The organism is Brucella sp. NBRC 12953, from assembly GCF_040369775.1.
GTDB lineage: Bacteria > Pseudomonadota > Alphaproteobacteria > Rhizobiales > Rhizobiaceae > Brucella > Brucella pseudogrignonensis.
Genome location: NZ_BAABSV010000003.1, coordinates 180,535 through 203,364, shown reverse-complemented (window position 1 = coordinate 203,364; position 22,830 = coordinate 180,535). Strand labels below are relative to the sequence as shown.

The window sequence follows — 22,830 nt, the reverse complement described above, 5'->3', positions numbered from 1 at the left end:
CTTGAAGAGGCAAATCTGCCTTGGGGAAACTTATTCGAAGTGAAAGTCTCCCGGTGTTTCCTTCGGGAGACTTTTTAGTCAGATTACTGCGACTGCTGGTCCTTGACGAAGGTGCGATCGGTCTCGCCTTTGAAGAAGTCACGGCCATAGATAATCAGGCAGAGCACAACGCCGGTGGCAAAAGCCCAGCCAGCACCGCGCGTCGCCAGAACGGCACCAGTGACACCGGCGATGCCGAGATCACGCTGAGAGCGGGCTTCCATCACGCCGATACGCACCGAAACATAGCCCTGAATGAGCAGCGTCAGGGTTAGCGCCACGCCCAGGATCGGCTGCACGAGTGTCACGATGGGCATCAGGAACAAGCCGGTATTGGTGCCCCAGCGGAATGAGCCTGCGCCGCCGAAGATCGAGTGCATGGACTTCTTGCCTTTGGAGAAGCGTTCGCAGATGACGACCTGCATCGCAGCCCACACCGGTCCGCACATGGTTACATCGGGGCCGAGCACCGACATGCCGGTGTTTCGGATACCGAAAACGAGGTGGGCGCGGTCGGCGCTGTAATCGATCTTTTCATCCGGGCGCTGAAGCTGTGCTTCGCCGAGGATCGATTTGGTTTTCAGCACGTCACCGAAGAGAACGATATAGGTTGCGAGAACCGTCGGCAGAGCCGTCAGGAACATCGAGAGCGGTGGCATACCGAGACCAAAGATCGTGTATTCACGCCAGAGCGTCGTGAAATCCGGCGACGAGATTGTCCACTGGAATTCAGGCCATTTTGCTTCGCCAAACAATGGAGCAACAATAACGGCAAGTAAGATGCACGGCAGAACACCGAGCTTTCCGATCAGGCCGAAAAAGCCGCCATTGCGGGAAAGGCGTGCGAACTGCGGTGAGAACATCAGATAGAAGCACAGGCCGATCGAGATCGCGATGGTGAACGGGAAAATGTCGAAGTTGCCGCCAATTTTGAACACGGAAATGACCGCTGCAAAGCCTGCACCAATAATGATGCCGGATTTAATTGCCTGCGGAATAGCGGCAATGACGCGGTTTGCGATGCCTGTCGCGCCGATGAATATCGACAGTAGCCCCAATGTCATCTGGAAGGAGACAAGGGCATGAATGCGTTCCGGACCTTCAGGGAAGGTGGCGCAATATGCCATGATGAGTGGCACGGCAGGGGTGATCCAGCCCGGAACGACCGGGTCGCCGAGCAGGTGATGTGTGAGGTAGAACAGGCCGTTGAGAACGACGACGGCGAGCGCCACTTCAAATGGCATTCCCAGCAGTTCCGCCATCAGTGGAATGGCCGAGAGGTCGACCGCACACATCAGAAGGCCCTGACAGTAATCAGGCCACTCGAATTTATAATGAACGAAAGGCAGACGGATTTTGAACGGTCCGGCAGGCCAATATGGCTGCTCCTGACCATCGATGCGTTCAGTGCTCAAGATTTTACTCCGAAAGGACGAAACAGAGCTCCGGAAGAACAGCCATCAGGCGCGCTCTTCCGGGATGCTCATTAAATTAGATGTTTGGATCAGAATGCTTCGCGATAAAGCGCCAGCGCGTCAGCTTCCGTCACATCAACAGGGTTGTTACCCAGAAGACGTGTTTGAAACATTGCATCACGGGCAAGCGTTTCGAGGCTTTCTTCGGTGACGTCAACGTCACGCAGGCGGCGTGGTGCGCCAGAGCGGTTCATCAGGTCTTCCATAAAATCAACGAAAGCTGCTGAACGTTGTTCTGTCGTGCCTTCCGATTTGCCGAGCAGCAGGTCTGCAAGCTCTGCATAAAGTTCAGCTGCGCCCGCCATGTTGAAGCGCAGAACCGGTCCGAGCATCAGGGCGTTGGAGAGACCATGGGGCACATGATAGTGACCGCCGAGTGGGTAAGCCAACGCGTGAACGGCGCCAACCGGCGAGTTCGAGAAGGCCTGACCGGCATAGTTTGCGCCAAGCAGCATGGCTTCACGGGCATGGCGATCTTTGCCGTTTTCGCAGGCTGCAACCAGATTGGCCGACAGGAGTTTCAACGCTTCACGCGCGAAAGCGTCAGAAAGCGGATTTTTCTTGATGCGGCTGGTATAGGCTTCAATCGCGTGAACCATGGCGTCGATGCCGGTGGCTGCTGTGTGAAGCGCTGGCAGACCGCAGGTCAATTCTGCATCTAGAATGACGAAATCTGCATAGAGCTGGCGGGAAACGACACCCATCTTGGTGGTTTCGCCGGTGGTCAGGATCGTGATGTTGGTCACTTCCGATCCGGTGCCAGCAGTGGTTGGGATCTGGATCAGCGGCAGGCGCGTGCCCTGCACTTTGCCAATGCCGTAAAGCTCGGACAGTTCCTGCTCGGAGACGATAAGCACCGCAGCAAGCTTTGCAATATCCATCGAAGAGCCGCCGCCGAGGCCCAGCACGATATCGCAACCGGCTGTCTTGGCCTGATCGACACATTCAAACAGAACCGATTCCGGCGGATCGGCAACGACGGCATCAAAAATGCTGATGCCGAAGCCAGCCTTTTCAAGCGAAGCAAGCGCTTCGTTGAGAACGCCAGCCTTGTGCAGGCCCTTGTCGGTTACGATGAGGATTTTGCGTTCTGAGAAACGCTCGCCCAGAATTTCGCCGAGACGCATTGCAGCCCCCCACTCGACAAGCATTGAGCCGACCGTGTCGAACGAAAATGGCTTGATACCTACAGTCATAATTTCCACCCTTATTCATATTTCCCCAGCGCCGAGGTCTCTCATTCCTCGCCGGCACAAAGGCGCTGGGTTTCAAGCGGTCCGGCTTTCACGTATAGGAAAGCCAGACCGACAGTTTTCCGATGCAGCCGGTGCAGCGGTCGTCTGAAGAGATGCTTGGGAGGACCTCTTCTTAATTGTTCAATATATTGAACAATGTTCAGGATTTAATAGATCGATACAGGATATAAAGCCCGGCTGTCAAATTATCCCTTCGACCAAGACGAAGGATTTTAATCGATTCAATAGTTGCCTTGACGAGCACGTTCAGCAGGCCATTGATTTCGTTAAACTCTTTGTCGCGCAGGCCACACGGCTTTGTGAACCTAGAGCGCATCCCGAAAAGTGCTAAGCGGTTTTTGGAACAAGATGCGCTCAAAAACAAACGGGTAGTGTATTTCCAATATTTGCTCAGCACATGAACCGAGGGACGCAAATGCTGGAATCAGACCACTCGGATGCGGCTATGCCCAAAATCCTTGTACTGGACGGCCTGACAAGCTGGAATGTAAGCTCGGACCGCGCTTATTCATGCGAGCAAGGGAGGGCTTCATGGAAGTAACGATCATAACAGGTGCATCCGATGGCATCGGCGCTGAAACCGCGCGACAGCTCAGTGCGCGGGATGGTGCGAGGGCAGCGCTGGTTCTGGCTTCGCGCAATGCCGAGAAGTTGCAGGCACTTGCTGCTGAGCTTGAACAATCGGGTAGTCAGGTATTGGTCGTTCCAACCGATGTCACCGATCACAATGCCTGTATTGCGCTTATCGAAAAGACGGCCGCTGCGTTTGGGCGGATCGATACGCTGATTGTGAATGCGGGCATGTCGGCTCATGCCAATTTTGCCGAGATCAAACCGGAAGACTTGCAATGGATGCATGATCTGATGGAGCTTAACTATTGGGGCAGCGTCTGGCCGATCCATGCAGCACTCCCGCATCTGGCCAAATCCAAAGGCCGCATCGTTGCGGTTTCATCTGTTGCCGGGCTGATAGGTGTGCCGGGGCGCACCGCCTATAGTGGCACCAAATTTGCGCTCTCAGGGTTTTGCGAGGCGCTGCGATCGGAGCTTGAGCCGAGCGGTATTTCGGTGACGATCGTTTATCCGGGTGTTGTCAAAACTGACATTCGTAACACAGGTTATAGTGCCAGCGGTGGTGCTCTTGGAATGAGCGGTGTGCGCGAAGACGATATGATGTCTGTTCAGCGGGCCGTCGAGCTGATGCTGGATGGAATCACCAATCGCAAACGCGAAGTGTTGATGACGCGTCAAATGCGTTTGGGGCGCTGGCTGAAACTTCTGGCACCACATATAGTGGATCGCATGGCTTTGAAGGCCATAAAGCCCGAGTTTCGGCCCAAACCGATCAAGCCTGTGGAATAGTCGGCTACATATCCCTGCTATTCACAGGCTGGACGAAACAAAGGCTAGATTTAGTTTTTTTGATCCGTCTATCCATTGACGACTTTTTAACTTCAGATACTATATCTTGTGTTCAAGGTTCTTACGATTCGTGAGGATCAAAAGCGAAGATGGGAATACGGTGCGCGGTATCCATGATGGATGTTGTTAAGCCGTAGCTGCCCCCGCAACTGTAAGCGGCGAGTTCAAATCCAGATGTCACTGGCACAGGCCGGGAAGACGGATGCGAGCGATGAGCCGTGAGCCAGGAGACCTGCCTTGAACGAGAACGTCCACGGGCGGGGTGTCCGGTTGGCGCGCGATAAGTTATGGCATTGTACTGCCATGTCTTTTGGTGCCCCGTATATCCCTCTCATAAGCTTCGGGGTGACAAGCATGTCGAGTAATTCAAGACCAAACAGTTCCGGTCCGCCATTTACGGGCTAGTTTGGAGGATTCGCGCTGTTAAAGCGCGTTGTACCTCTCAGTTTTCGTTGCTTTTCACGCGCATTTCATCATGCGCGAACGCCTTTTTGCGCCTTCATTCGTGTGAGGCGTAGTGGATCAAAACATCTGTCTATACGCATTCTCCAACGCCAAATGCTTCTGCGACAGTGCTGGAAATGCTCCATCCCCAGTGAGGAAAAAATGAACGTTACCGTCTATAGCAAGCCCGCCTGCGTCCAGTGCACCGCAACCACCCGCGCGCTCGACCGTCAGGGCATTGAATATGCTGTCATCGACATTTCCGCCGATGCCGATGCGTATGATCTCGTTCAGGGCCTCGGATATCGTCAGGTGCCGGTAGTTGTTGCTGGTGAATCCCATTGGGCCGGTTTCCGGCCGGATATGATCAGCTCGCTGGCGTAACGCCGGTCTGCTGCCGGAGTTTGTTATGGGCCAGATCGTCTATTTTTCCAGCCGTTCGGAAAACACGCATCGCTTTGTGATGCGTCTGGGGATGCGCTCAAAGCGTATTCCGCTGGAAAGCTATGAAGACAATGCTGGTCTGTTGCGGGTGAACGAGCCTTTTGTACTCGTAACGCCAACCTATGGCGGCGGCGGTGCGAAAGGCGCTGTTCCCAAACCGGTCATCCGTTTTCTCAACGATGCGGATAACCGATCCCTCATTCGCGGTGTTATCGCCGCCGGGAACAGTAATTTCGGTGAAGGCTTTGGCCTTGCAGGTAAAATAATTTCGGAAAAATGTCAGGTTCCCTACCTCTATCGCTTTGAGCTTTTGGGAACGGATGAAGACATTGGCAATGTTAAAGACGGGATGGAACGATTTTGGACACGGCAGACACAACCCTGACCCGTGAGCGCGAGACGGTCGCCGCTTCGGAAAAGCAAGAGTCATCCCCAGCATCGGGGGCTTCATCGGGCGGCAAGCCGCAGAAGCCCACGGAGACATCGCTGGATTATCATGCGCTAAACGCCATGCTGAACCTGTATGACGATGACGGCAAAATTCAGCTGTATCGTGACCGGCAGGCTGCGCAGCAATACTTCCTTCAGCACGTCAATCAGAACACGGTGTTCTTTCACAATCTGCGTGAAAAGCTCGGCTATCTGGTCGATGAAGGCTACTACGAGAGGGAAGTGCTGGATCAGTATTCCTTCAACTTCGTGCGTGATCTTTTCGATCATGCCTATGACAAGAAGTTCCGCTTCCCGACCTTCCTCGGTGCGTTCAAATATTACACCAGCTATACGCTGAAAACCTTCGACGGTAAGCGCTATCTCGAGCGCTACGAAGACCGCGTTTGCATGGTGGCGCTTGCGCTTGCGCGTGGCAATGAACAGCACGCACGCGAAATGGTCGATGAAATCATTGCGGGCCGTTATCAGCCGGCAACGCCGACCTTCCTCAATGCAGGCAAAAAGCAGCGCGGCGAACTGGTCTCGTGCTTCCTGTTGCGCGTTGAAGACAACATGGAATCGATTGGTCGCTCCATCAATTCCGCCCTGCAGCTTTCAAAGCGCGGTGGCGGTGTGGCACTGAGCCTGACCAATATTCGTGAATCCGGCGCACCGATCAAACAGATCCAGAACCAGTCTTCGGGCATCATTCCGGTGATGAAGCTGCTGGAGGATTCATTCTCTTATGCCAACCAGCTTGGCGCACGCCAGGGTGCGGGCGCGGTTTATCTGCACGCCCATCACCCCGACATCATGCGCTTCCTCGATACCAAGCGCGAAAATGCAGACGAAAAAATCCGCATCAAGACGCTGTCGCTTGGCGTTGTAATCCCGGACATTACGTTCGAACTCGCAAAGAACGACGAAGATATGTACCTCTTCTCGCCTTATGACGTCGAGCGCGTCTATGGCGTGCCGATGACCGAGATTTCGATCACCGAAAAATACCGTGAAATGGTTGATGACGGCCGTATCCGCAAGAAGAAGATCAACGCGCGTGATTTCTTCCAGGTGCTAGCGGAAATCCAGTTTGAATCCGGTTATCCTTACATCATGTTCGAAGACACGGTGAACCGCGCCAATCCGATTGATGGACGCATCACCATGAGCAATCTCTGCTCGGAAATTCTTCAGGTGAGCGAAGCCAGCATCTTCAATGATGATCTTTCTTATGAGCATCTCGGCAAGGATATTTCCTGCAATCTCGGCTCGCTCAATATTGCAGCAGCTATGGATAGCCCGGATTTTGGCAAGACCATCGAAACCTCAATCCGTGCTCTGACGGCCGTTGCAGACATGAGCCATATCGGTTCTGTCCCTTCGGTTGCGCGCGGCAATGATGAAAGCCATGCTATCGGCCTCGGCCAGATGAACCTGCACGGCTATCTCGCTCGCGAACGTATTTTCTATGGTTCGGAAGAAGGCGTCGATTTCACCAATATCTACTTCTACACGGTGGCCTATCACGCAGTTCGCGCTTCCAATCTGATCGCTGTTGAACAGAAAAGCTCGTTCAAGGGCTTTGAGAAATCGAAATACGCGACAGGCGAATATTTCGACAAATATACCGATCAGGTCTGGGAGCCTGCAACTGAGAAGGTTCGCGAGATTTTCGAGAATGCCGGTATTGCGATCCCGACGCAGGAAGACTGGCAGGAACTGAAAAAGGCCGTCATGGAAGGCGGGCTTTATAATCAGAACCTGCAAGCCGTGCCGCCAACAGGCTCGATCTCCTACATCAACCATTCGACCTCTTCGATCCATCCGATTGTTTCCAAGATTGAAATCCGTAAAGAGGGCAAGATTGGCCGCGTTTATTACCCGGCTGCTTTCATGACGAATGATAATCTCGAATATTATCAGGATGCCTATGAGATTGGCCCGGAAAAGATCATCGACACTTATGCAGCGGCAACGCAGCATGTCGATCAGGGTCTGTCGCTGACGCTTTTCTTCCGTGATACCGCCACCACACGCGATATCAACAAGGCGCAGATCTACGCCTGGAAGAAGGGCATCAAGACGATTTATTACATCCGCCTGCGCCAGATGGCGCTCGAAGGTACGCAGGTTGAAGGCTGCGTTTCCTGCGCCCTATGACCAAGGTGAAATCTATGAACATGCAGTTCAAAAACAACAATGCGAAAAAGCCGGCGGTTGTGCGGGCCATCAACTGGAACCGCATCGAAGACGACAAAGACCTTGAAGTCTGGAACCGTCTGACCGGCAATTTCTGGTTGCCGGAAAAGGTGCCGCTTTCCAATGATATTCAATCATGGGAAACGCTGAAAGCGGAAGAAAAGCAGCTCACTATCCGCGTGTTCACAGGCCTGACGCTTCTGGATACGATCCAGAACGCCGTCGGTGCTGTGACACTGATGGATGACGCCTCCACGCCGCATGAAGAAGCTGTTCTGTCGAACATTTCCTTCATGGAAGCGGTGCACGCGCGTTCTTATTCGTCGATCTTCTCGACGCTGTGCCTGACGCCTGATGTGGACGACGCCTATCGCTGGTCGGAAGAAAACGAATTCCTGCAAAGGAAGTCACAGCTGATCCTTGAGAATTACAAGGCTGAAGATCCGCTCAAGAAGAAGATTGCCAGCGTGTTTCTGGAAAGCTTCCTGTTCTATTCGGGTTTCTATCTGCCAATGTACTGGTCGAGCCGTGCCAAGCTCACCAACACGGCTGACCTCATCCGCCTTATCATCCGAGATGAAGCCGTTCATGGTTATTATATCGGCTATAAGTATCAGCGCGCGCTTGAGAAGCTTGATGAAGCCAAAAAGCAGGAGATCAAGGATTTTGCCTTCGATCTGTTGCTGGAGCTTTACGATAATGAAGTGCGTTATACCGAAGCGCTATATGATGGCGTTGGTCTGACCGAAGATGTCAAAAAGTTCCTGCATTACAATGCAAACAAGGCGCTGATGAACCTTGGTTACGAAGCCCTGTTTCCGGCGGAAGCCTGCAAGGTCAACCCGGCGATCCTCTCAGCGCTTTCGCCGAATGCCGACGAAAACCACGACTTCTTCTCCGGTTCGGGTTCTTCCTATGTGATCGGCAAGGCTGTTGCGACAGAAGATGATGACTGGGACTTTTAATTAGAAAAGCGCGCTGTGAGAACAGCGCGCTTTTGTTTGGCTATTGGGACTCGTTTAGCTCTTCGGGCTCAAATCCATCGAGAACCACTTCTCAGACATTTTCGAAAGTGTTCCATCTGCCCGCATTTCGCCGATGGCTTTATCGAGCTTGGCTTTTAACTCAGGCTCGTCTTTACGCAATCCGATGCAGACATTTGTTGCCTGAATGCCGCCGACCAGAAGTGGCCCGGTGATCTTAAGCGCACCATTGCTTTTTTCGGCACGGTCGCGAGCGAAAACGACATTGTCATACTGACCATCGACGCGGCCTGATTGCAGATCAAGCTTGACCTGTTCCGATCCCTTATAGGTGCGGACTTGAACGGCATCGCCGAAATTTTCTTCTACAAACTGCAGCTGGCTGGTCGAAAGTGAAGCGCCGATTGTCTTGCCTTTCAGCGCTTCTTTAAGATCAGCGAGTGCTTTTTTACCTTCTTCCGTATCCGTGGAGAGGCTTTCACCTGTGTGAGGCAGGTTGGCTAATGGTCCGTCAGCCGGAACCAGGAAAGTATTCGGCGTGATTACATATGGGTCAGAGAAATCGATGGCTTTGCGGCGCTCCGGGTTTGGTCCCATGGTCAGGACCACATCAAACTTGCCAGCGAGAAGCGACGGAATCTGGCTGTCCCAATCCTGCGCTACGATCTTGCAATCAAGTTCAGCCCGCTTGCAGACTTCCTTGATAACATCCAGATCAAGCCCCTGAAGCTCTCCACCAGGGGTGGTCAGGTTGAATGGCGGAAAGGCACCTTCTACGCCAACAGTAACGGTCTTCCATTCTTTCGCGAGCACGCTTCCACTGTAAAGGACGGAGAGAGTGCATAGACTGATAGCGGCGATTTTCTTGAACATAGTTCCCTCGTTCTTATGATTGTTTCGGGGTGGAGTTTGTCTGGTGCGACTTTCCACGCCTTTCCTCAACATTAAGTGTGTACCCACTGACGAGTGATGAAAAGCGGAATTTGGTTCATGTATATGAATTTAGTTCTGAATAATGAAAATCATCATACGCTGATCAACAAGCAGAAAACCCCGACCTGAAACTCAGGTCGGGCTTTAAGCGTTAGCGATAGAATTATAGTATTATCAGCCGTTTAGCTTGGCATAACGTGCGATGTCCGCATGCGTGGCGAACCAGATATCCTTATGTTGCCGAATGTGGCCGATCAGTTCCTTCAAGATCCAAATGCGGGACCGATGGCCGATGATATCCGGATGCATCGTTAGCTGGAAAATCCCCCCTTCTTCATAAGCGGCATCAAACTCGCGAATGAAAATCTGGAGAATATCGTGCGGTGCAATCTGTGGGCGCAAACCGCCCCAACGATCCATGACGAGATAGGCAGCATCATCACGAATCCATTCGACTGGCAGTTCGGTCACACCGGTCGGCTCGCCATTAAGCAAAAGCTCATAACAATCGACGTCTGCCATCAGCGAAGAATCGTAGAGCAGGCCCATTTCGGCGGTAATCTGGAGAGTATTGTCGCTGAAATCCCACGATGGCGTCCGGATGCCCACGGGTCTGATACCGGTGATCGTCTCCAGCGCATCAGCAGAACGATGTTGAAGATCGCGCTCGGTATCGCCATCAAGCAAAGTATTGCGCTCATGAATCCAGCCATGAAGGGCGATTTCATGCCCCTCATCAATTATAGCGCGCTGCTCGTCAGGATAATGGATCGCCGAAACTGCAGGCACAAAGAATGTTGCGGGAATGCAGTTGTTCCGCAGCAATTCACGAATGCGTGGAATGCCTTGCCTCGGGCCGAATTGTCCTTGTGAAAGAGCAGAAATCGATTTGCCGCCATCACGCAATTCGAATGTGTCGTGGTCGGAGTCGAACGACAGTCCAACTGCACATTTTGCACCATTTGCCCAAGCCGATGGCTTGAAGCTGCGGCCAGCGCGTGCACGGTTCATGATAGTCTGCAGCCGCTCTTCTGGCCACGTCCATGTTGGAACAGGTGTATCAGTCGTCATGTTGTTGGTCCTCCACTAACCGATACGGTCTGGCCTGTGATCCAGCTTGCATAGGGCGAAGCGAGAAAGAGCACTGCATTGGAAATATCTTCCGGTAGTCCGATACGACGCAGCGGAATTTCATTGATCATGGCAGCCTGACCATCGTCGCCATAAGACGCCCACTGACGCTCATAGTCGGGGCTTGTGCGCAGGAAGCCGGGAGCTACGGCATTGACGTTGATCCCGCATGGGCCGAGTTCATGGCCAAGCTGGCGCGCGAGACTAATAAGGGCGGCTTTTGCGCTGGCATAGGCTTGGATACCGGTCAGGCTGACGCCAAGCCCCGCACCGCTTGAAATGAATACCATCTTGCCCGCGCCACGGTTTTTCATAGCGGGAACGACGGCTTTGCCGACAAGAAATGCGCCACGCACATTAATGTCGTAGATACGATCCCAGTCGGCAGCAGGGACTTCTTCAAGGGGACGCTTTTTCTGCCCAAGAACCCCACCTGCCACATGCACGAAAATATCAAAGCCACCGTCTTTGTCAGCGTCCGCAATCAATTCTGCAATCGCGGTTTCATCGGTTACGTCAAGATGGGCCGCACGGATTGACCCGCCGCGTGCCGGACGTGCTTCATTAACGAGTTTCGCCAGTTCATCATCAAGAACATCCGTTGCAGTAACCGATGCGCCATCTGCGGCGAACGCCTCACATATGGCACGGCCAATTCCCCTCGCGGCCCCAGTGACCAGGACTCTTTTCTCTTTGAAATGTATATCCATTTTACTGCTTGTCTGTTGTGGATGGTTTATGTCCGAGGCGAGCGCTCAGCTCAGCGGCGTGTTTGATCACGGCGTCGATCATACGTTGCCGGCAAGCAGTGAAACGCGATGAAATCGTTGCCATATTCAGCGTGGCAATCACCTCTCCGCTGGCATCAAAAACCGGTGCAGCAACGCCTGAGCCGCCGATGACCGCTTCTTCGTCACAAATTGCGTAGCCGTTTTCTCGCGCGGCATCGACAATGCGGCGGATCTGCACGCGGTCTATTACTGTCTTCTCGGTGAGCGGTATGATGCGTTCTTTGGCGAGATAGCTTGCTGTCTTTTCAGGCTGCCAATGCGCGAGAAGGATGCGGCCCATAGCCGTGCAGTAAGCGGGGTCCGAGCCTGTGAGGTCAGAATCGAAGCGCACCACCTGATGGCTCGCACTCTTGGCCAGAAGCTTGACGCGGCCATCCTTGCGTCGCGCGCCGAGAAATACCGTCTCGCCTTCGTTGTCGCGCATGGCATCCATGATCGGCTGTGCTGTTGCTATCAGATAGGCGTCGCTACCGCTGCACCAGCCGGGGCCGTTCCGGAAAGCATCATGAATTTTATAGGACTCGGTGTCGTCACGGACCACGTAGGCACGTGCAACTAAGGTCGCGAGCAGATTGAAGGTGCTGCTCTTTGGATAACCCAGTTCGGCAACAATCGCCTTCAGTGTTACCGGTTTGTGAGCGCGAGCAAGGAATTCGAGAATTTCAAGAACCCTGACTGCCGATTTAACTTCGCCGTTGTTTTCAATGTTCATATAGGTGAACCAAATTCCTGTTGTGGAATAATGTGGCAGACATACGATCACAAGGCAACACAAAAGGAGCACGTTTTGAAATGAAGACTGAAAACAAAGTTGCCATCGTCACGGGCGGCGCGCGAGGCATCGGCAAGGCATGTGCTCTTGATCTGGCGCGAGCTGGTTATCATGTGACGCTGGTCGATCTGCTCGAGGCGGAGCTCGCTGATACGGCAGCCGAGATCGAAGCTCTGGGCGTGCGTGCCCTTCAATGTGTTGCTGATGTCTCTAGCCATAAGCGGGCAGGTGAGATTGTCGCCCACACAATTGAAACCTTCGGGCGCGTCGACTTCCTGCTCAACAATGCCGGGCGTTCCGCTCCTGTCGGCATTCTTGATATTACAGAAGACGAATTCGACCGTGCAATCGCGATCAATCTGAAAAGCTGCTTCAATTATATTCAGCATACTGCACCACATATGCTGAAGCAGGGCGGTGGCCGGATTGTTTCAATGTCGTCGCTCAACGCCTATTCGGGCGGTGTAACGGCAGCGGTTAGCAAGTTCGCTTATGCGGCAGCAAAAGCCGGTATCCTTGGCATGACTCGTTCGCTTGCCAAGGAACTGGGGCCAAACATTGCGGTTAACGCCATCTGTCCTGGTGTCATTCGTACGGAGATCGACACGAATGTCACCGAACGCGCAGATGAAGTTATCAAGGGAATTGCATTGGGACGGCTAGGTTGTGCCGACGATGTGGCACGCATGGTAACTTTCCTTGCGACATCGGAGCCCTGCTTCATTACGGGGCAGGCTTTCACAGTCGATGGCTTTCAATTCAATGTTTGACGTGCCGTGCAAGAGACATGGATGAAGATGAGCTTAAAAGCTCATAACGCAGTCCGAGGCTGCATCGGCCTTAACCGATGCAGCCTCCGCTGCCGAGTGAGTAGCCTTCGTCTTTCGGAGCGTATCGTTACCTATCCGCATAATGGCTTATCAAACCGGAAACTCTTGCTGGCCATAATGTCACTTCTGATATGTCTTTTGAGCAATTTCACTTATATCTGTTGCCACAAGTTTAGAGTACCTCTAGGTCCCGCTCGGGAGGAGCGTTCTCTTCTGTGGCAGCAGTCAGATCGAACTGTTTCAGCCATAAAAGCCGATAAAACAGAAGCCGAAATTTTGGTCTTCTCGATTGTCCTAGACCTGCTTCTTCCGACTGAAATGTTGAAAATTGAGCCGAGAGCGTGGACCTCAAGTTGAAGAACCATCACGACATCTGGGATATCGTCGACGCAAAGAGCGCCGCCTATTTCGAACTGAGCGATACGGTTTGGGATAACCCGGAAACCAATTACGAAGAATACAAGTCGAGCGACGCTCATGCAGCTCAGCTGGAGGCCGAAGGCTTTCGCGTGCAGCGTGGTATCGCAGGCCTGCCAACCGCTGTGATGGGCGAGGCGGGTGAAGAAGGTCCGGTCATCGCCATTCTGGGCGAGTTCGATGCACTTCCAGGCTTGAGCCAGCTTGCCGGTGTAGCGGAAGAGCAGCCGATTGAAGCGGGCGGCAACGGACATGGCTGTGGCCATAACCTGCTTGGTTCCGGTTCGCTTCTGGCTGCCGCCGCAGTGAAGGAATATCTCGAGGCAAACGGCATCAAAGGACGTGTACGCTATTATGGCTGCCCTGCCGAAGAGGGCGGATCAGCCAAGGGCTTTATGGTGCGCGAAGGCTTGTTCGACGATGTCGATATTGCGTTCTGCTGGCACCCGGCGCCTTTTGCAGGCGTAAACGATCCGGTTTCACTGGCTTGCAACGAAATCAATTTCAACTTCACCGGTCGCGCAGCCCATGCGGCATCCGCTCCGCATCTTGGGCGCAGCGCGCTTGATGCCGTCGAGCTGACGAATGTCGGCGTGAATTATATGCGCGAGCATATGCCGTCATCAGCGCGCATTCACTATGCTGTCACTGATACAGGTGGTTATGCCCCCAATGTCGTGCAGGCAAAAGCAAGCGTGCGCTACCTGATCCGCGCGCTCGATTTGCCGCAAATGCAGGTTCTGCTGGAGCGCGTCAAAAAGATCGCCGATGGTGCGGCTCTGATGACCGAAACAACGGTCAAGAGCGACATCGTCAGCGGTGATGCCAATCTTATTGGCAATCCGGCGCTGGAGCAGCTGATGCAGCGTGAGCTTGATCGCCTTGGACCGCCGGTTTTTGATGAGCAGGATCGCGAAACCGCAAAGCGTTTTCAGGCAACACTGACCAAAGAAGATATCTCCGATGCGTTCCGCCGCTTCGGTGTTCAACCAAACGCTGAAATTGCGCTTTGCGAAGGCATCTATGAGCCTTATAAGGGCGATAACTCGCTCGTTGGCTCCACGGATGTTGGCAGTGTAAGCTGGGTTGTTCCAACTGTGCAGATGCGCGGTGCAACCTGCGCAATCGGCACGCCGCTTCATTCATGGCAGATGGTTGCACAAGGTAAGTTGCCTGCGGCGCATAAAGGCATGGCCCATGCGGCGAAGATTATGGGAAGTACGGCTATAGAGCTGTTCCGCAACCCGGAGCAGATTGTTAAAGCCAAAGAAGATCATGAGAAGAAGCTCAATGGGGCGGTTTTTGTGAATCCGATCCCGGATAGTGTTCAACCAGCTTTGCCTGCGTCTGATAAATGAAGCCGTAAGCCCAAAGCACGATGCTTAGATTCAATAGTCTAGCTCGACCTTTGTACGTCCAGTTGGACGTATAGCGCTCTAAAGAAATACCCGGAAAGCAATATGACGTTGATTTCGCAATCCCCCACATGGCCTGATGCATCATGAAGGCGTTTCTCGATATTCTGAGCTTCGGGCCTGACGGCTGGGGCTATGTGCTGGTAATGGCTGCATTGGTGAGTGTTTCGCTCGCTGTGCTCGGCTTTCTTCTTGGCGCAATCATTGGCGTGTTTGCTGCCTGGGCGAAAATTTCCGGTGGTCTTGCGCTGCGCGGAATTGCCGATGGTTACACGACCATCATTCGCGGTATTCCCGACCTTCTGGTGATCTATCTGTTTTATTTCGGCGGCAGCGCTGCGGTAACGGCTATCGGTCGCTTCTTTGGTGCGCAGGGCTTTATCGGCTTTCCGGCATTCCTAGCTGGCGTGCTTGCGATTGGTATTTCCTGCGGGGCGCATCACACGGAAGTTCTCCGTGGTGCATTCCGTGCGGTATCCAAGGGAGAGCTTGAAGCAGCCTCCGCCTGTGGCATGGGACAGACGCTCAAGTTCCGTCGCATCATTGCGCCGCTGGCACTGCGCCATGCGTTGCCGGGCTTGGGCAATGTCTGGCAGGTAGCACTTAAAGAATCCGCTCTGATCTCTGTTGTGGGCGTTGTCGACATTCTGCGTCAGGCACAGATCGGCGCTGGTTCGACCGGCCTGCCGTTCAACTTCTTCCTCATTGCCGGCGCGCTGTACCTGCTGATCTCGTCGGTTTCCGGCACCATACTGCAAGCAGCTGAACGCCATTTCTCGCGTGGCGTCCGGAGGGCAAAATGAACCTTCAATTCTACTCTGAAGCCTTCTTTCAGATGATGAGCGGCGTGCCGCTGACCCTTCAGCTTGCTGCAAGCTCGATTGTCTTTGGCGCGATTCTGGCCCTGCTTTTTGCCATGATGCGCCTGTCAGGTGTCGCTGTTCTTGATTGGATTGCCCGGCTTTACGTTTTCGTATTTCGTGGCACGCCGCTTCTGGTGCAAATCTTCATTATCTATTACGGCCTGAGCCAGTTTCCGGTCATCCGTTACTCATTTCTGTGGCCAATCCTGCGTGAGCCTTATTGGTGCGCGATCATTGCTCTGACTTTGAACAACGCCGCCTATGCCAGTGAAATCATCCGTGGCGGCCTTTTGTCGGTGCCAAGTGGGCAGATTGAAGCTGCAAAGGCTTGCGGCATGTCACGCTTCACCTGCTTCCGCCGTGTTGTCATGCCGCTGGCAATCCGCCAGGCATTGCCTGGCTATGGCAATGAAATGATCTCCATGGTCAAGGCGACGTCGCTGGCCTCCATCATCACTTTGATGGAAGTGACAGGCATCGCCGCCAAGCTGATCGCTGAATCCTATCGCGCAATTGAAGTGTTCGTTATTGCGGGCGCTATCTATCTTGCCATCAACTTCGTTCTGACACGCGTGCTCATGTTTGCTGAATACAAGCTTACGCCTTATCTGCGCCAGCCCGTCGTCAAGATCACCACCGAAGGAAAAACATCGTGAGTAAAGTTGTGTCTCAAACGGCCCCGGTGGCGTTGAAAGTTGAAAACCTGCGCAAGAGCTTTGGCGCTAATGAAGTGCTCAAGGGCATCTCGATGGAAGCGCGCGAAGGCGAAGTGATTTCGATCCTCGGCTCTTCGGGCTCCGGCAAGTCAACCTTTCTGCGCTGCATCAATCTGCTGGAAATTCCCACCTCGGGTATGGTGACTGTTTCCGGTGAGACCATTCGCATGGCGAAGAACTCGAAGGGCGAAGCCTATCCGGCGGACAAGAAGCAGGTCTCACGCATCCGCTCCGAGCTTGGCATGGTTTTCCAGAGCTTCAATCTCTGGTCTCACAAGACCATTCTCGAGAACATCATTGAAGCGCCGATCTATGTTCAGGGCCGTTCGCGCGCTGAATGCGTGGAAGAGGCAGAAGCATTGCTCGCCAAGGTTGGCATCGCCGACAAGCGTGATTTCTATCCGGCACATCTTTCCGGCGGCCAGCAGCAGCGTGCAGCTATTGCGCGTGCGCTCGCGATGAAGCCAAAAGTCATGCTGTTTGACGAGCCGACATCCGCGCTCGATCCAGAACTGGTTGGCGAAGTGCTGCGCGTTATGCGGGGTCTGGCGGAAGAAGGCCGCACCATGCTGGTTGTCACGCACGAAATGGGTTTTGCCCGCGATGTATCCAATCGCGTGGTCTTCGTTCACCAGGGCCTGGTCGAAGAAGATGGTGTGCCTGAAGAGGTGTTCGGAAATTCCAAATCTGAGCGTTTCCGCAAGTTTATCAGCCACGAAAATGCAGCCTGATTATTTCAAACAACGCTGATTTATGCCAAAAGGCACGTCAGCAAATAACTGCGTAAGGTTAAGTCAAATGAAGACCACAGGATTGTTCAAAGCCCTGTTCGTTTCGGCACTGGTTCTCACAACCGCTTCTGCACATGCAGAAGGGAAAAAGTGGGACAAGATCACGATCGCTACGGAAGGCGCTTTCCGTCCGTATAACTTCACCAAGCCAGACGGCACGCTGGATGGTTACGAAGTTGATCTCTACAAGGATCTCTGCGCACGCATGAAGGTTGAATGCACGATGGTTGCGCAGCCTTTTGATGGCATCATTCCAGCACTCAATGCTGGCAAGTTCGACGCCATCATGGCTGGCCTGACCGCTACGCCAAAGCGCGAAGAAACCATCGACTTCACCGTTTCCTACGGCCTGACACCGCAGACCTTCGCAACGTTGAAGGACAGCCCGTTTGCCAAGCTGCCACACACTGGCGAAACGCTTTATCTCGCCAAGGATGAAGAAGCGAACCAGAAGGCAATCGACGAGATCGCTGCTGAAATCAAGGGTCGCACCGTCGGTGTTCAGACCGCTTCGCTCGGCCTCTCGCTGCTGGACAAGTACTTCAAGGATTCAACCGATATCCGTGAATACAAGACCACCGATCAGCATGACCTCGACCTCAAGTCGGGCCGCGTCGATCTGGTTGTTGCCTCGCTGGCTTACCTCTCCGATGCAGCCAAGAAGCCGGGCAATGAAGACATCGTCATGACCGGTCCTTACTTCAAGGGTGGCATTCTGGGTCGCGGCGTTGCAGTTGGTATCCGCAAGAATGAGCCTGAATTGCAGAAGATGTTCAATGAAGCCATTGAAGCAGCCAAGGCTGACGGTACGATCAAGAAGCTTTCTGAAAAGTGGTTCGGCTTCGACGTAACCCCATAATCGGGACGATTAGTCCGATTTAAACGCCGCCCCACCGGGCGGCGTTTTTTATGGCGGATAGCCTTTGTGTGCGGCAAGCTTTTGAATTGATTTTATGTATTATCCAACGCACAACCATTTCATACGGTTCTGCATGCCTTCGGGTGTTGAGTGAAGAAAGAAGCTGCCGCGTTGACAGACGACATTGCCCATACTGAGCTGATTGCCGTTCTAACTGCCGTAACGGGTGAGCAGCCACGCGTTATGACAGTGCGCCAAGGGCAGGCTTTGCCATCCGGGCCGTTTGAGACTGAGCATCGTTCGCTCCAATCAGGCCTGCGCGCCTGGGTGCAGGCCGAAACCGCTCATCCTGTTGGCTATCTTGAGCAGCTCTATACTTTTGCCGATCGTGACCGTCACAAGCTCGGCGAGCGGACAATTTCAATCAGCTATCTCGGGCTTGTGCGTGAAGGCGATGCGGCGTCCGGTCAGGCCAGCTGGCGAGGCTGGTATGACTATCTGCCGTGGGAAGACCATAGGCAGGGTGTGTCTGAGATTGTCGGCCACCTGAGCAATGGTCTTCGTGTCTGGGCGCATCAGGCCGTTTCTGCGGAACTGACGGCACAGCGCCTGCGGCGCATAGGTTTTTCGTTCGGGCTGAATGGTGAGCGCTGGAACGAAGATCTGGTGCTTCAGCGCTATGAGCTTCTCTATGAGGCGGGCTTAGTCAGCGAAGCCGGAAAAGGCGATGAGGAGAACGGCAGGCATATGTTTGCCGATCACAGGCGGATTCTTGCAACCGCCATCGCGCGGTTGCGTGCGAAGATCAAATATCGCCCTGTCGTATTCGAACTGATGCCCGACAATTTCACGCTTTTGCAGCTTCAACGCACCGTCGAAGCTCTGGCCGGATTGCGGCTGCATAAGCAGAATTTCCGCCGCCTGATCGAACAGCAGGACCTTGTTGAAGAGACGGGCGAAAGCGATAGCGAAACCGGTGGCCGCCCGGCCAAACTCTTCCGTTTCCGCTATTCGATTGTCGAAGAACGCGCACTTTCCGAGCGCCATGTTGCAGGAACAAAGCTCCCTCTCTCTCGCGATTGACAATATGCTCGAATCGAGTATAACGTCACATCTATGAAATACTCATAATGAGTATAACAGATTTTTCCGCTATGGCGGAATTGATAGCATTTCCAGCAAAAGTGCGAAGCGGTTTTGCCTCGGATAATGCGTAAAAAAAACAGTTACAGCGGTTCCAACCATTCATTCTTAAATGGAACCGCTGTATGTGCTGCTCGGGAGGCTGACATGAATGAGTTTGTACCTGTTTCAAAGCTTTATGATCGCGTGGCGTCTGTCCTGCCCCGGGTTGAGTGGATGCGCTTTGAAGACGATGTTGCGGCCATTCTTGAACTCAAGCGCCAACGCAATGCAGTTATTCTCGCGCATAATTATCAGACACCGGAAATCTTCCATTGCGTGGCGGATATTGTCGGCGACAGTCTCGCACTTGCCCGCAAGGCGATTGATGTCGAAGCCGATGTGATTGTGCTGGCGGGCGTGCATTTCATGGCGGAGACCGCCAAGCTGCTCAATCCCAAAAAGACTGTTCTGATCCCGGATATGGGTGCTGGCTGCTCGCTCGCGGATTCGATTACGCCGCAGGATGTAGCGCTTTTGCGTGAGGCGCATCCGGGCGTACCGATCATTACCTATGTCAACACATCGGCTGCTGTGAAGGCTGCATCCGATATTTGCTGCACGTCGGGGAATGCGAAAAAGGTCGTCGAGTCGCTTGGCGTGCCGCGCGTGCTGATGATCCCTGATGAATATCTTGCACAGAACATTGCGCGTGAAACCAATGTCGAAATTTTAGCCTGGCATGGTCATTGTGAAGTGCATGAACGCTTCACGCCGGACGACATTCGCGAACTGCGCCAAAGCCATCCCGGCGTCATGGTGTTGGCACACCCAGAATGTCCGCCTGAAGTGGTGGAGGCGGCCGATTTTGCCGGTTCGACGGCTGTGATGTCGGACTTCGTCGGTGAAAAGAAGCCGCAACGCGTAGTGCTTCTGACCGAATGCTCAATGAGTGACAATGTGGCTGTCGACCATCCGGATGTTGAATTCATCCGGCCCTGCAATCTCTGTCCTCATATGAAGCGGATCACGCTTGGCAATATTCGTGATGCGTTGGAAAACAACAGGCATGAAGTCACCGTTGACCCGGCGATTGCTGAACCTGCACGCCGTGCTGTCGAGCGGATGCTTGCGGTATGACGACGGCCCCTGTCATCGTTATAGGCAGCGGCCTTGCAGGCTTGATGAGTGCACTTTCAGTTGCCTCCCATCGCGTCTTGCTGGTGTCTGCCGGAACCCTTGGCCTGGCTGGCTCCAGCCCGCTGGCTCAGGGTGGTATTGCCGCAGCTCTTGGCGCCGATGATAGTGCAGCTCTGCATATTGCAGATACGCTGGCGGCAGGTGACGGGCTTTGCGATCCGACGGTAACAACGCATATTATCGAGGCCGCTCCTCAAGCGATTGCAATGCTTGAGGAATATGGGGTGCGCTTTGATCGCAAGCCCGATGACACCTATTCTCTGGGGCTTGAGGCCGCCCATGCCCGGCATCGCATTGCTCATGTTGATGGGGATGCGACAGGCGCAGGAATCATGCGCGCACTTATTGCCAGAGTTCTCGCCACGCCATTGATCACGGTGCAGGAGAATACAAAAGCGCTGCGCCTTATCACGCATGAAAAACGGGTTTGCGGGGTTGAGCTTGAAGGCGTCGGGCCAGTCGCAGGCTGTGCTGTCGTCCTGGCCACGGGTGGAACGGGCGGCTTGTATGAGGCGACGACCACGCCGCCTGGCAATCTTGGTCAGGGAGCGGCGTTGGCTGGTCGTGCGGGTGCGGTTCTTGCAGATATGGAATTCGTGCAGTTTCATCCGACCGCTCTGGCCGTTTCAGCGCAGCGATTGCCGCTGATCAGCGAAGCTGTACGCGGCGAGGGGGCAATCCTTGTCGATGATCGCGGTGAGCGTTTCATGCAGCATGTCCATGGACAGGAACTTGCTCCACGCGATGTTGTTGCGCGTGCGATTGGAGAGCAGCTTGCACATGGTCGGAACGTTTTTCTTGATGCACGGGCTTGTCCCGGCAAACGGTTTGCAATGCGGTTTCCGGCTATTGATGCACTCCTGAAGCGGCATGGTATCGATCCATCCAGCGATCTGATCCCGGTGAAGCCTGCCACCCATTATCATATGGGCGGGGTGGCGACTGATTGTGATGGTCGCACCAGCCTGCAGGGATTGTGGGCTGTGGGGGAAGCCGCCTGTACCGGGCTTCATGGGGCAAACCGTCTGGCAAGCAATTCGCTTCTTGAAGCGGCTGTCATGGGTTTGCGGGCAGGCCGTGCCATCGCGCAAGAGCCGAAGGGTTCAGTACCCTTGCTTGCAGCCACCAATGCACCGCTATCGAGCGATGCCTCCGTCATTCGCCCAATTGTCTCACGCTCACTTGGTCTGCTGCGCAATGAAGATGAACTGCGCGCCGCAATTGCTGCGCTGCTTCCGCTTGTGAAAACCAATGATGCGGCAGCTGTGGCACTTGTTATGAGTGTTGCGGCATTCGAGCGGCAGGAGTCTCGCGGTAGCCACGCACGCACGGATTATCGCAGCAAAAATGTGCAGGCTCAGCGCAGCTTCTACACCTTTGAACAGGTTTTTGCACTCGCACGCGAAATTGCCATAGATCAACCTTTGTCGAGGATCGCATGATGGACCTCCCGCGTCTTTCCCCCTTGCTTGTCGAACCGCTGGTTCGTGCGACCCTTCTAGAAGATCTGGCACTGGCAGGCGATATCACGAGCAACGCAGTTGTACCTGCTGATCATCGCTCTACAATGGTTTTCAGCCTGCGGCAGCCGGGCGTGATCGCTGGTTTGGACGCAGCGGAAACTGCATTCCGGCTGGTTGATCCCGCGATTGTCTTTGATCGGTTGAGCAGCGATGGCACCTCGCATCAGCCCGGTACGGAGATCGCTCGCGTATCGGGTTCGTCACGCAGTATCCTTGCGGCCGAACGCACGGCGCTCAATTTTCTGGGGCATCTTTCAGGTGTAGCCACAGCAACAGCCAATCTGGTCAAGGCTGTTGCGGGGACGAAAGCTGCAATCGTCTGCACGCGCAAGACCATGCCGGGGCTGCGTGCTTTCCAAAAATATGCCGTGCGGGCAGGCGGTGGCATGAACCACCGGTTTGCGCTTTATGATGCCGTGCTCATCAAGGATAATCATATTGCAGTTGCGGGTGGTGTGAGCGAAGCAATCTCCCGCGCCAAGGCCAATGCAGGCCATATGGTCAAAATTGAAGTGGAAGTCGACACACTGGAGCAGTTGCTTGAAGCAATGGCGATCGGCGTCGATGCGGTATTGCTCGACAATATGTCACCCGCGCAATTGCGCGAAGCAGTGGGCATTATCGATGGCCGGGCGATTGCTGAGGCTTCAGGTGGGATTACGCCGGAAACCGTTGCAGCCGTTGCTGCAAGCGGTGTCGATCTGATCTCAATAGGCTGGACGACGCATAGCGCGCCGAACCTTGATATTGGTCTTGATTTCAGCTTCGCGTGA

At 54.0% G+C, this 22,830-nt stretch carries 21 protein-coding genes and 1 riboswitch; of the genes, 15 read left to right on the top strand and 6 right to left on the bottom strand.

The features are described from left to right. Positions 1 to 83: 83 nt before the first annotated feature. A complete protein-coding gene (locus ABWV94_RS08455) occupies positions 84 to 1,454 on the bottom strand; it encodes a hypothetical protein (RefSeq protein ID WP_353413146.1) in 1,371 nt (456 codons plus the stop codon). An 89-nt stretch (positions 1,455 to 1,543) separates the two neighbouring features. Continuing rightward, positions 1,544 to 2,710: an iron-containing alcohol dehydrogenase gene (locus ABWV94_RS08450; protein WP_353413144.1), complete on the bottom strand. Its 1,167-nt coding sequence runs from the start codon at positions 2,708 to 2,710 to the stop codon at positions 1,544 to 1,546. A gap of 591 nt (positions 2,711 to 3,301) precedes the next feature. On the opposite strand from ABWV94_RS08450, the gene ABWV94_RS08445 reads away from it, so the two are divergent. The 5 genes from ABWV94_RS08445 to nrdF all read left to right on the top strand — a co-directional run bounded on the left by ABWV94_RS08445 (position 3,302) and on the right by nrdF (position 8,676). Then, positions 3,302 to 4,132, top strand: a complete 831-nt coding sequence (locus ABWV94_RS08445) for an SDR family oxidoreductase (RefSeq protein ID WP_353413142.1) — start codon at positions 3,302 to 3,304, stop codon at positions 4,130 to 4,132. Between the two features lie 98 nt (positions 4,133 to 4,230). Continuing rightward, positions 4,231 to 4,446: riboswitch (cobalamin riboswitch) on the top strand. A 352-nt stretch (positions 4,447 to 4,798) separates the two neighbouring features. Then, on the top strand, positions 4,799 to 5,020 hold the full coding sequence (gene nrdH / locus ABWV94_RS08440) for a glutaredoxin-like protein NrdH (RefSeq protein ID WP_007877694.1): 222 nt from the start codon (positions 4,799 to 4,801) through the stop codon (positions 5,018 to 5,020). Positions 5,021 to 5,045: 25 nt separating this feature from the next. Then, positions 5,046 to 5,465 carry a class Ib ribonucleoside-diphosphate reductase assembly flavoprotein NrdI gene (gene nrdI, locus ABWV94_RS08435; protein WP_353413140.1) on the top strand — a complete coding sequence of 140 codons (420 nt, stop codon included), beginning with the start codon at positions 5,046 to 5,048 and terminating at the stop codon, positions 5,463 to 5,465. Next, the gene (gene nrdE / locus ABWV94_RS08430) at positions 5,441 to 7,672 is read left to right on the top strand and encodes a class 1b ribonucleoside-diphosphate reductase subunit alpha (protein ID WP_113499930.1); all 2,232 of its coding nucleotides are present in this window, start codon (positions 5,441 to 5,443) and stop codon (positions 7,670 to 7,672) included. The genes nrdI and nrdE overlap by 25 nt, the downstream gene beginning before the upstream one ends. 14 nt (positions 7,673 to 7,686) lie before the next feature. Then, positions 7,687 to 8,676: a class 1b ribonucleoside-diphosphate reductase subunit beta gene (nrdF, locus tag ABWV94_RS08425; protein WP_113499953.1), complete on the top strand. Its 990-nt coding sequence runs from the start codon at positions 7,687 to 7,689 to the stop codon at positions 8,674 to 8,676. A gap of 54 nt (positions 8,677 to 8,730) precedes the next feature. Here nrdF and ABWV94_RS08420 read toward each other — a convergent pair whose 3' ends face one another. From ABWV94_RS08420 to ABWV94_RS08405, 4 genes are all read right to left on the bottom strand, one after another. Next, on the bottom strand, positions 8,731 to 9,567 hold the full coding sequence (locus ABWV94_RS08420; protein WP_007877698.1) for a transporter substrate-binding domain-containing protein: 837 nt from the start codon (positions 9,565 to 9,567) through the stop codon (positions 8,731 to 8,733). A 234-nt stretch (positions 9,568 to 9,801) separates the two neighbouring features. Further along, on the bottom strand, positions 9,802 to 10,698 hold the full coding sequence (locus ABWV94_RS08415) for a polysaccharide deacetylase family protein (protein WP_353413137.1): 897 nt from the start codon (positions 10,696 to 10,698) through the stop codon (positions 9,802 to 9,804). After that, entirely contained in the window at positions 10,695 to 11,468 is a 774-nt protein-coding gene (locus tag ABWV94_RS08410; RefSeq protein ID WP_353413135.1) for an SDR family NAD(P)-dependent oxidoreductase, read from the bottom strand. The genes ABWV94_RS08415 and ABWV94_RS08410 overlap by 4 nt, the downstream gene beginning before the upstream one ends. Before the next feature lies 1 nt (position 11,469). Further along, positions 11,470 to 12,261 (bottom strand): IclR family transcriptional regulator, encoded by a 792-nt coding sequence (locus ABWV94_RS08405; RefSeq protein ID WP_353413133.1) that lies wholly within the window; start codon positions 12,259 to 12,261, stop codon positions 11,470 to 11,472. Between the two features lie 80 nt (positions 12,262 to 12,341). Here ABWV94_RS08405 and ABWV94_RS08400 point away from each other — a divergent pair, with 80 nt between their 5' ends. From ABWV94_RS08400 to nadC, 10 genes are all read left to right on the top strand, one after another. Then, positions 12,342 to 13,091 (top strand): SDR family NAD(P)-dependent oxidoreductase, encoded by a 750-nt coding sequence (locus ABWV94_RS08400; RefSeq protein WP_353413131.1) that lies wholly within the window; start codon positions 12,342 to 12,344, stop codon positions 13,089 to 13,091. A 401-nt stretch (positions 13,092 to 13,492) separates the two neighbouring features. Next, a complete protein-coding gene (locus ABWV94_RS08395) occupies positions 13,493 to 14,926 on the top strand; it encodes a M20 family metallopeptidase (RefSeq protein WP_353413129.1) in 1,434 nt (477 codons plus the stop codon). Positions 14,927 to 15,069: 143 nt separating this feature from the next. Then, positions 15,070 to 15,786 carry an ABC transporter permease gene (locus ABWV94_RS08390; protein ID WP_079213390.1) on the top strand — a complete coding sequence of 239 codons (717 nt, stop codon included), beginning with the start codon at positions 15,070 to 15,072 and terminating at the stop codon, positions 15,784 to 15,786. Continuing rightward, positions 15,783 to 16,502, top strand: coding sequence for an ABC transporter permease (locus ABWV94_RS08385; protein ID WP_007877709.1), 720 nt, complete (start codon positions 15,783 to 15,785; stop codon positions 16,500 to 16,502). The genes ABWV94_RS08390 and ABWV94_RS08385 overlap by 4 nt, the downstream gene beginning before the upstream one ends. Further along, entirely contained in the window at positions 16,499 to 17,293 is a 795-nt protein-coding gene (locus tag ABWV94_RS08380; protein ID WP_079213391.1) for an ABC transporter ATP-binding protein, read from the top strand. Before ABWV94_RS08385 ends, ABWV94_RS08380 begins: the two co-directional genes overlap by 4 nt. A 67-nt stretch (positions 17,294 to 17,360) precedes the next feature. After that, a complete protein-coding gene (locus ABWV94_RS08375) occupies positions 17,361 to 18,212 on the top strand; it encodes a transporter substrate-binding domain-containing protein (protein ID WP_007877714.1) in 852 nt (283 codons plus the stop codon). 171 nt (positions 18,213 to 18,383) lie between these two features. After that, on the top strand, positions 18,384 to 19,295 hold the full coding sequence (locus tag ABWV94_RS08370) for an NUDIX hydrolase (protein WP_079213392.1): 912 nt from the start codon (positions 18,384 to 18,386) through the stop codon (positions 19,293 to 19,295). Between the two features lie 207 nt (positions 19,296 to 19,502). Then, positions 19,503 to 20,474, top strand: a complete 972-nt coding sequence (gene nadA / locus ABWV94_RS08365; protein WP_353413126.1) for a quinolinate synthase NadA — start codon at positions 19,503 to 19,505, stop codon at positions 20,472 to 20,474. Then, complete coding sequence (locus ABWV94_RS08360; RefSeq protein WP_353413124.1) at positions 20,471 to 21,976, top strand: L-aspartate oxidase; 1,506 nt, start codon at positions 20,471 to 20,473, stop codon at positions 21,974 to 21,976. Before nadA ends, ABWV94_RS08360 begins: the two co-directional genes overlap by 4 nt. Then, positions 21,976 to 22,830 carry a carboxylating nicotinate-nucleotide diphosphorylase gene (nadC, locus tag ABWV94_RS08355; protein ID WP_353413527.1) on the top strand — a complete coding sequence of 285 codons (855 nt, stop codon included), beginning with the start codon at positions 21,976 to 21,978 and terminating at the stop codon, positions 22,828 to 22,830. Before ABWV94_RS08360 ends, nadC begins: the two co-directional genes overlap by 1 nt.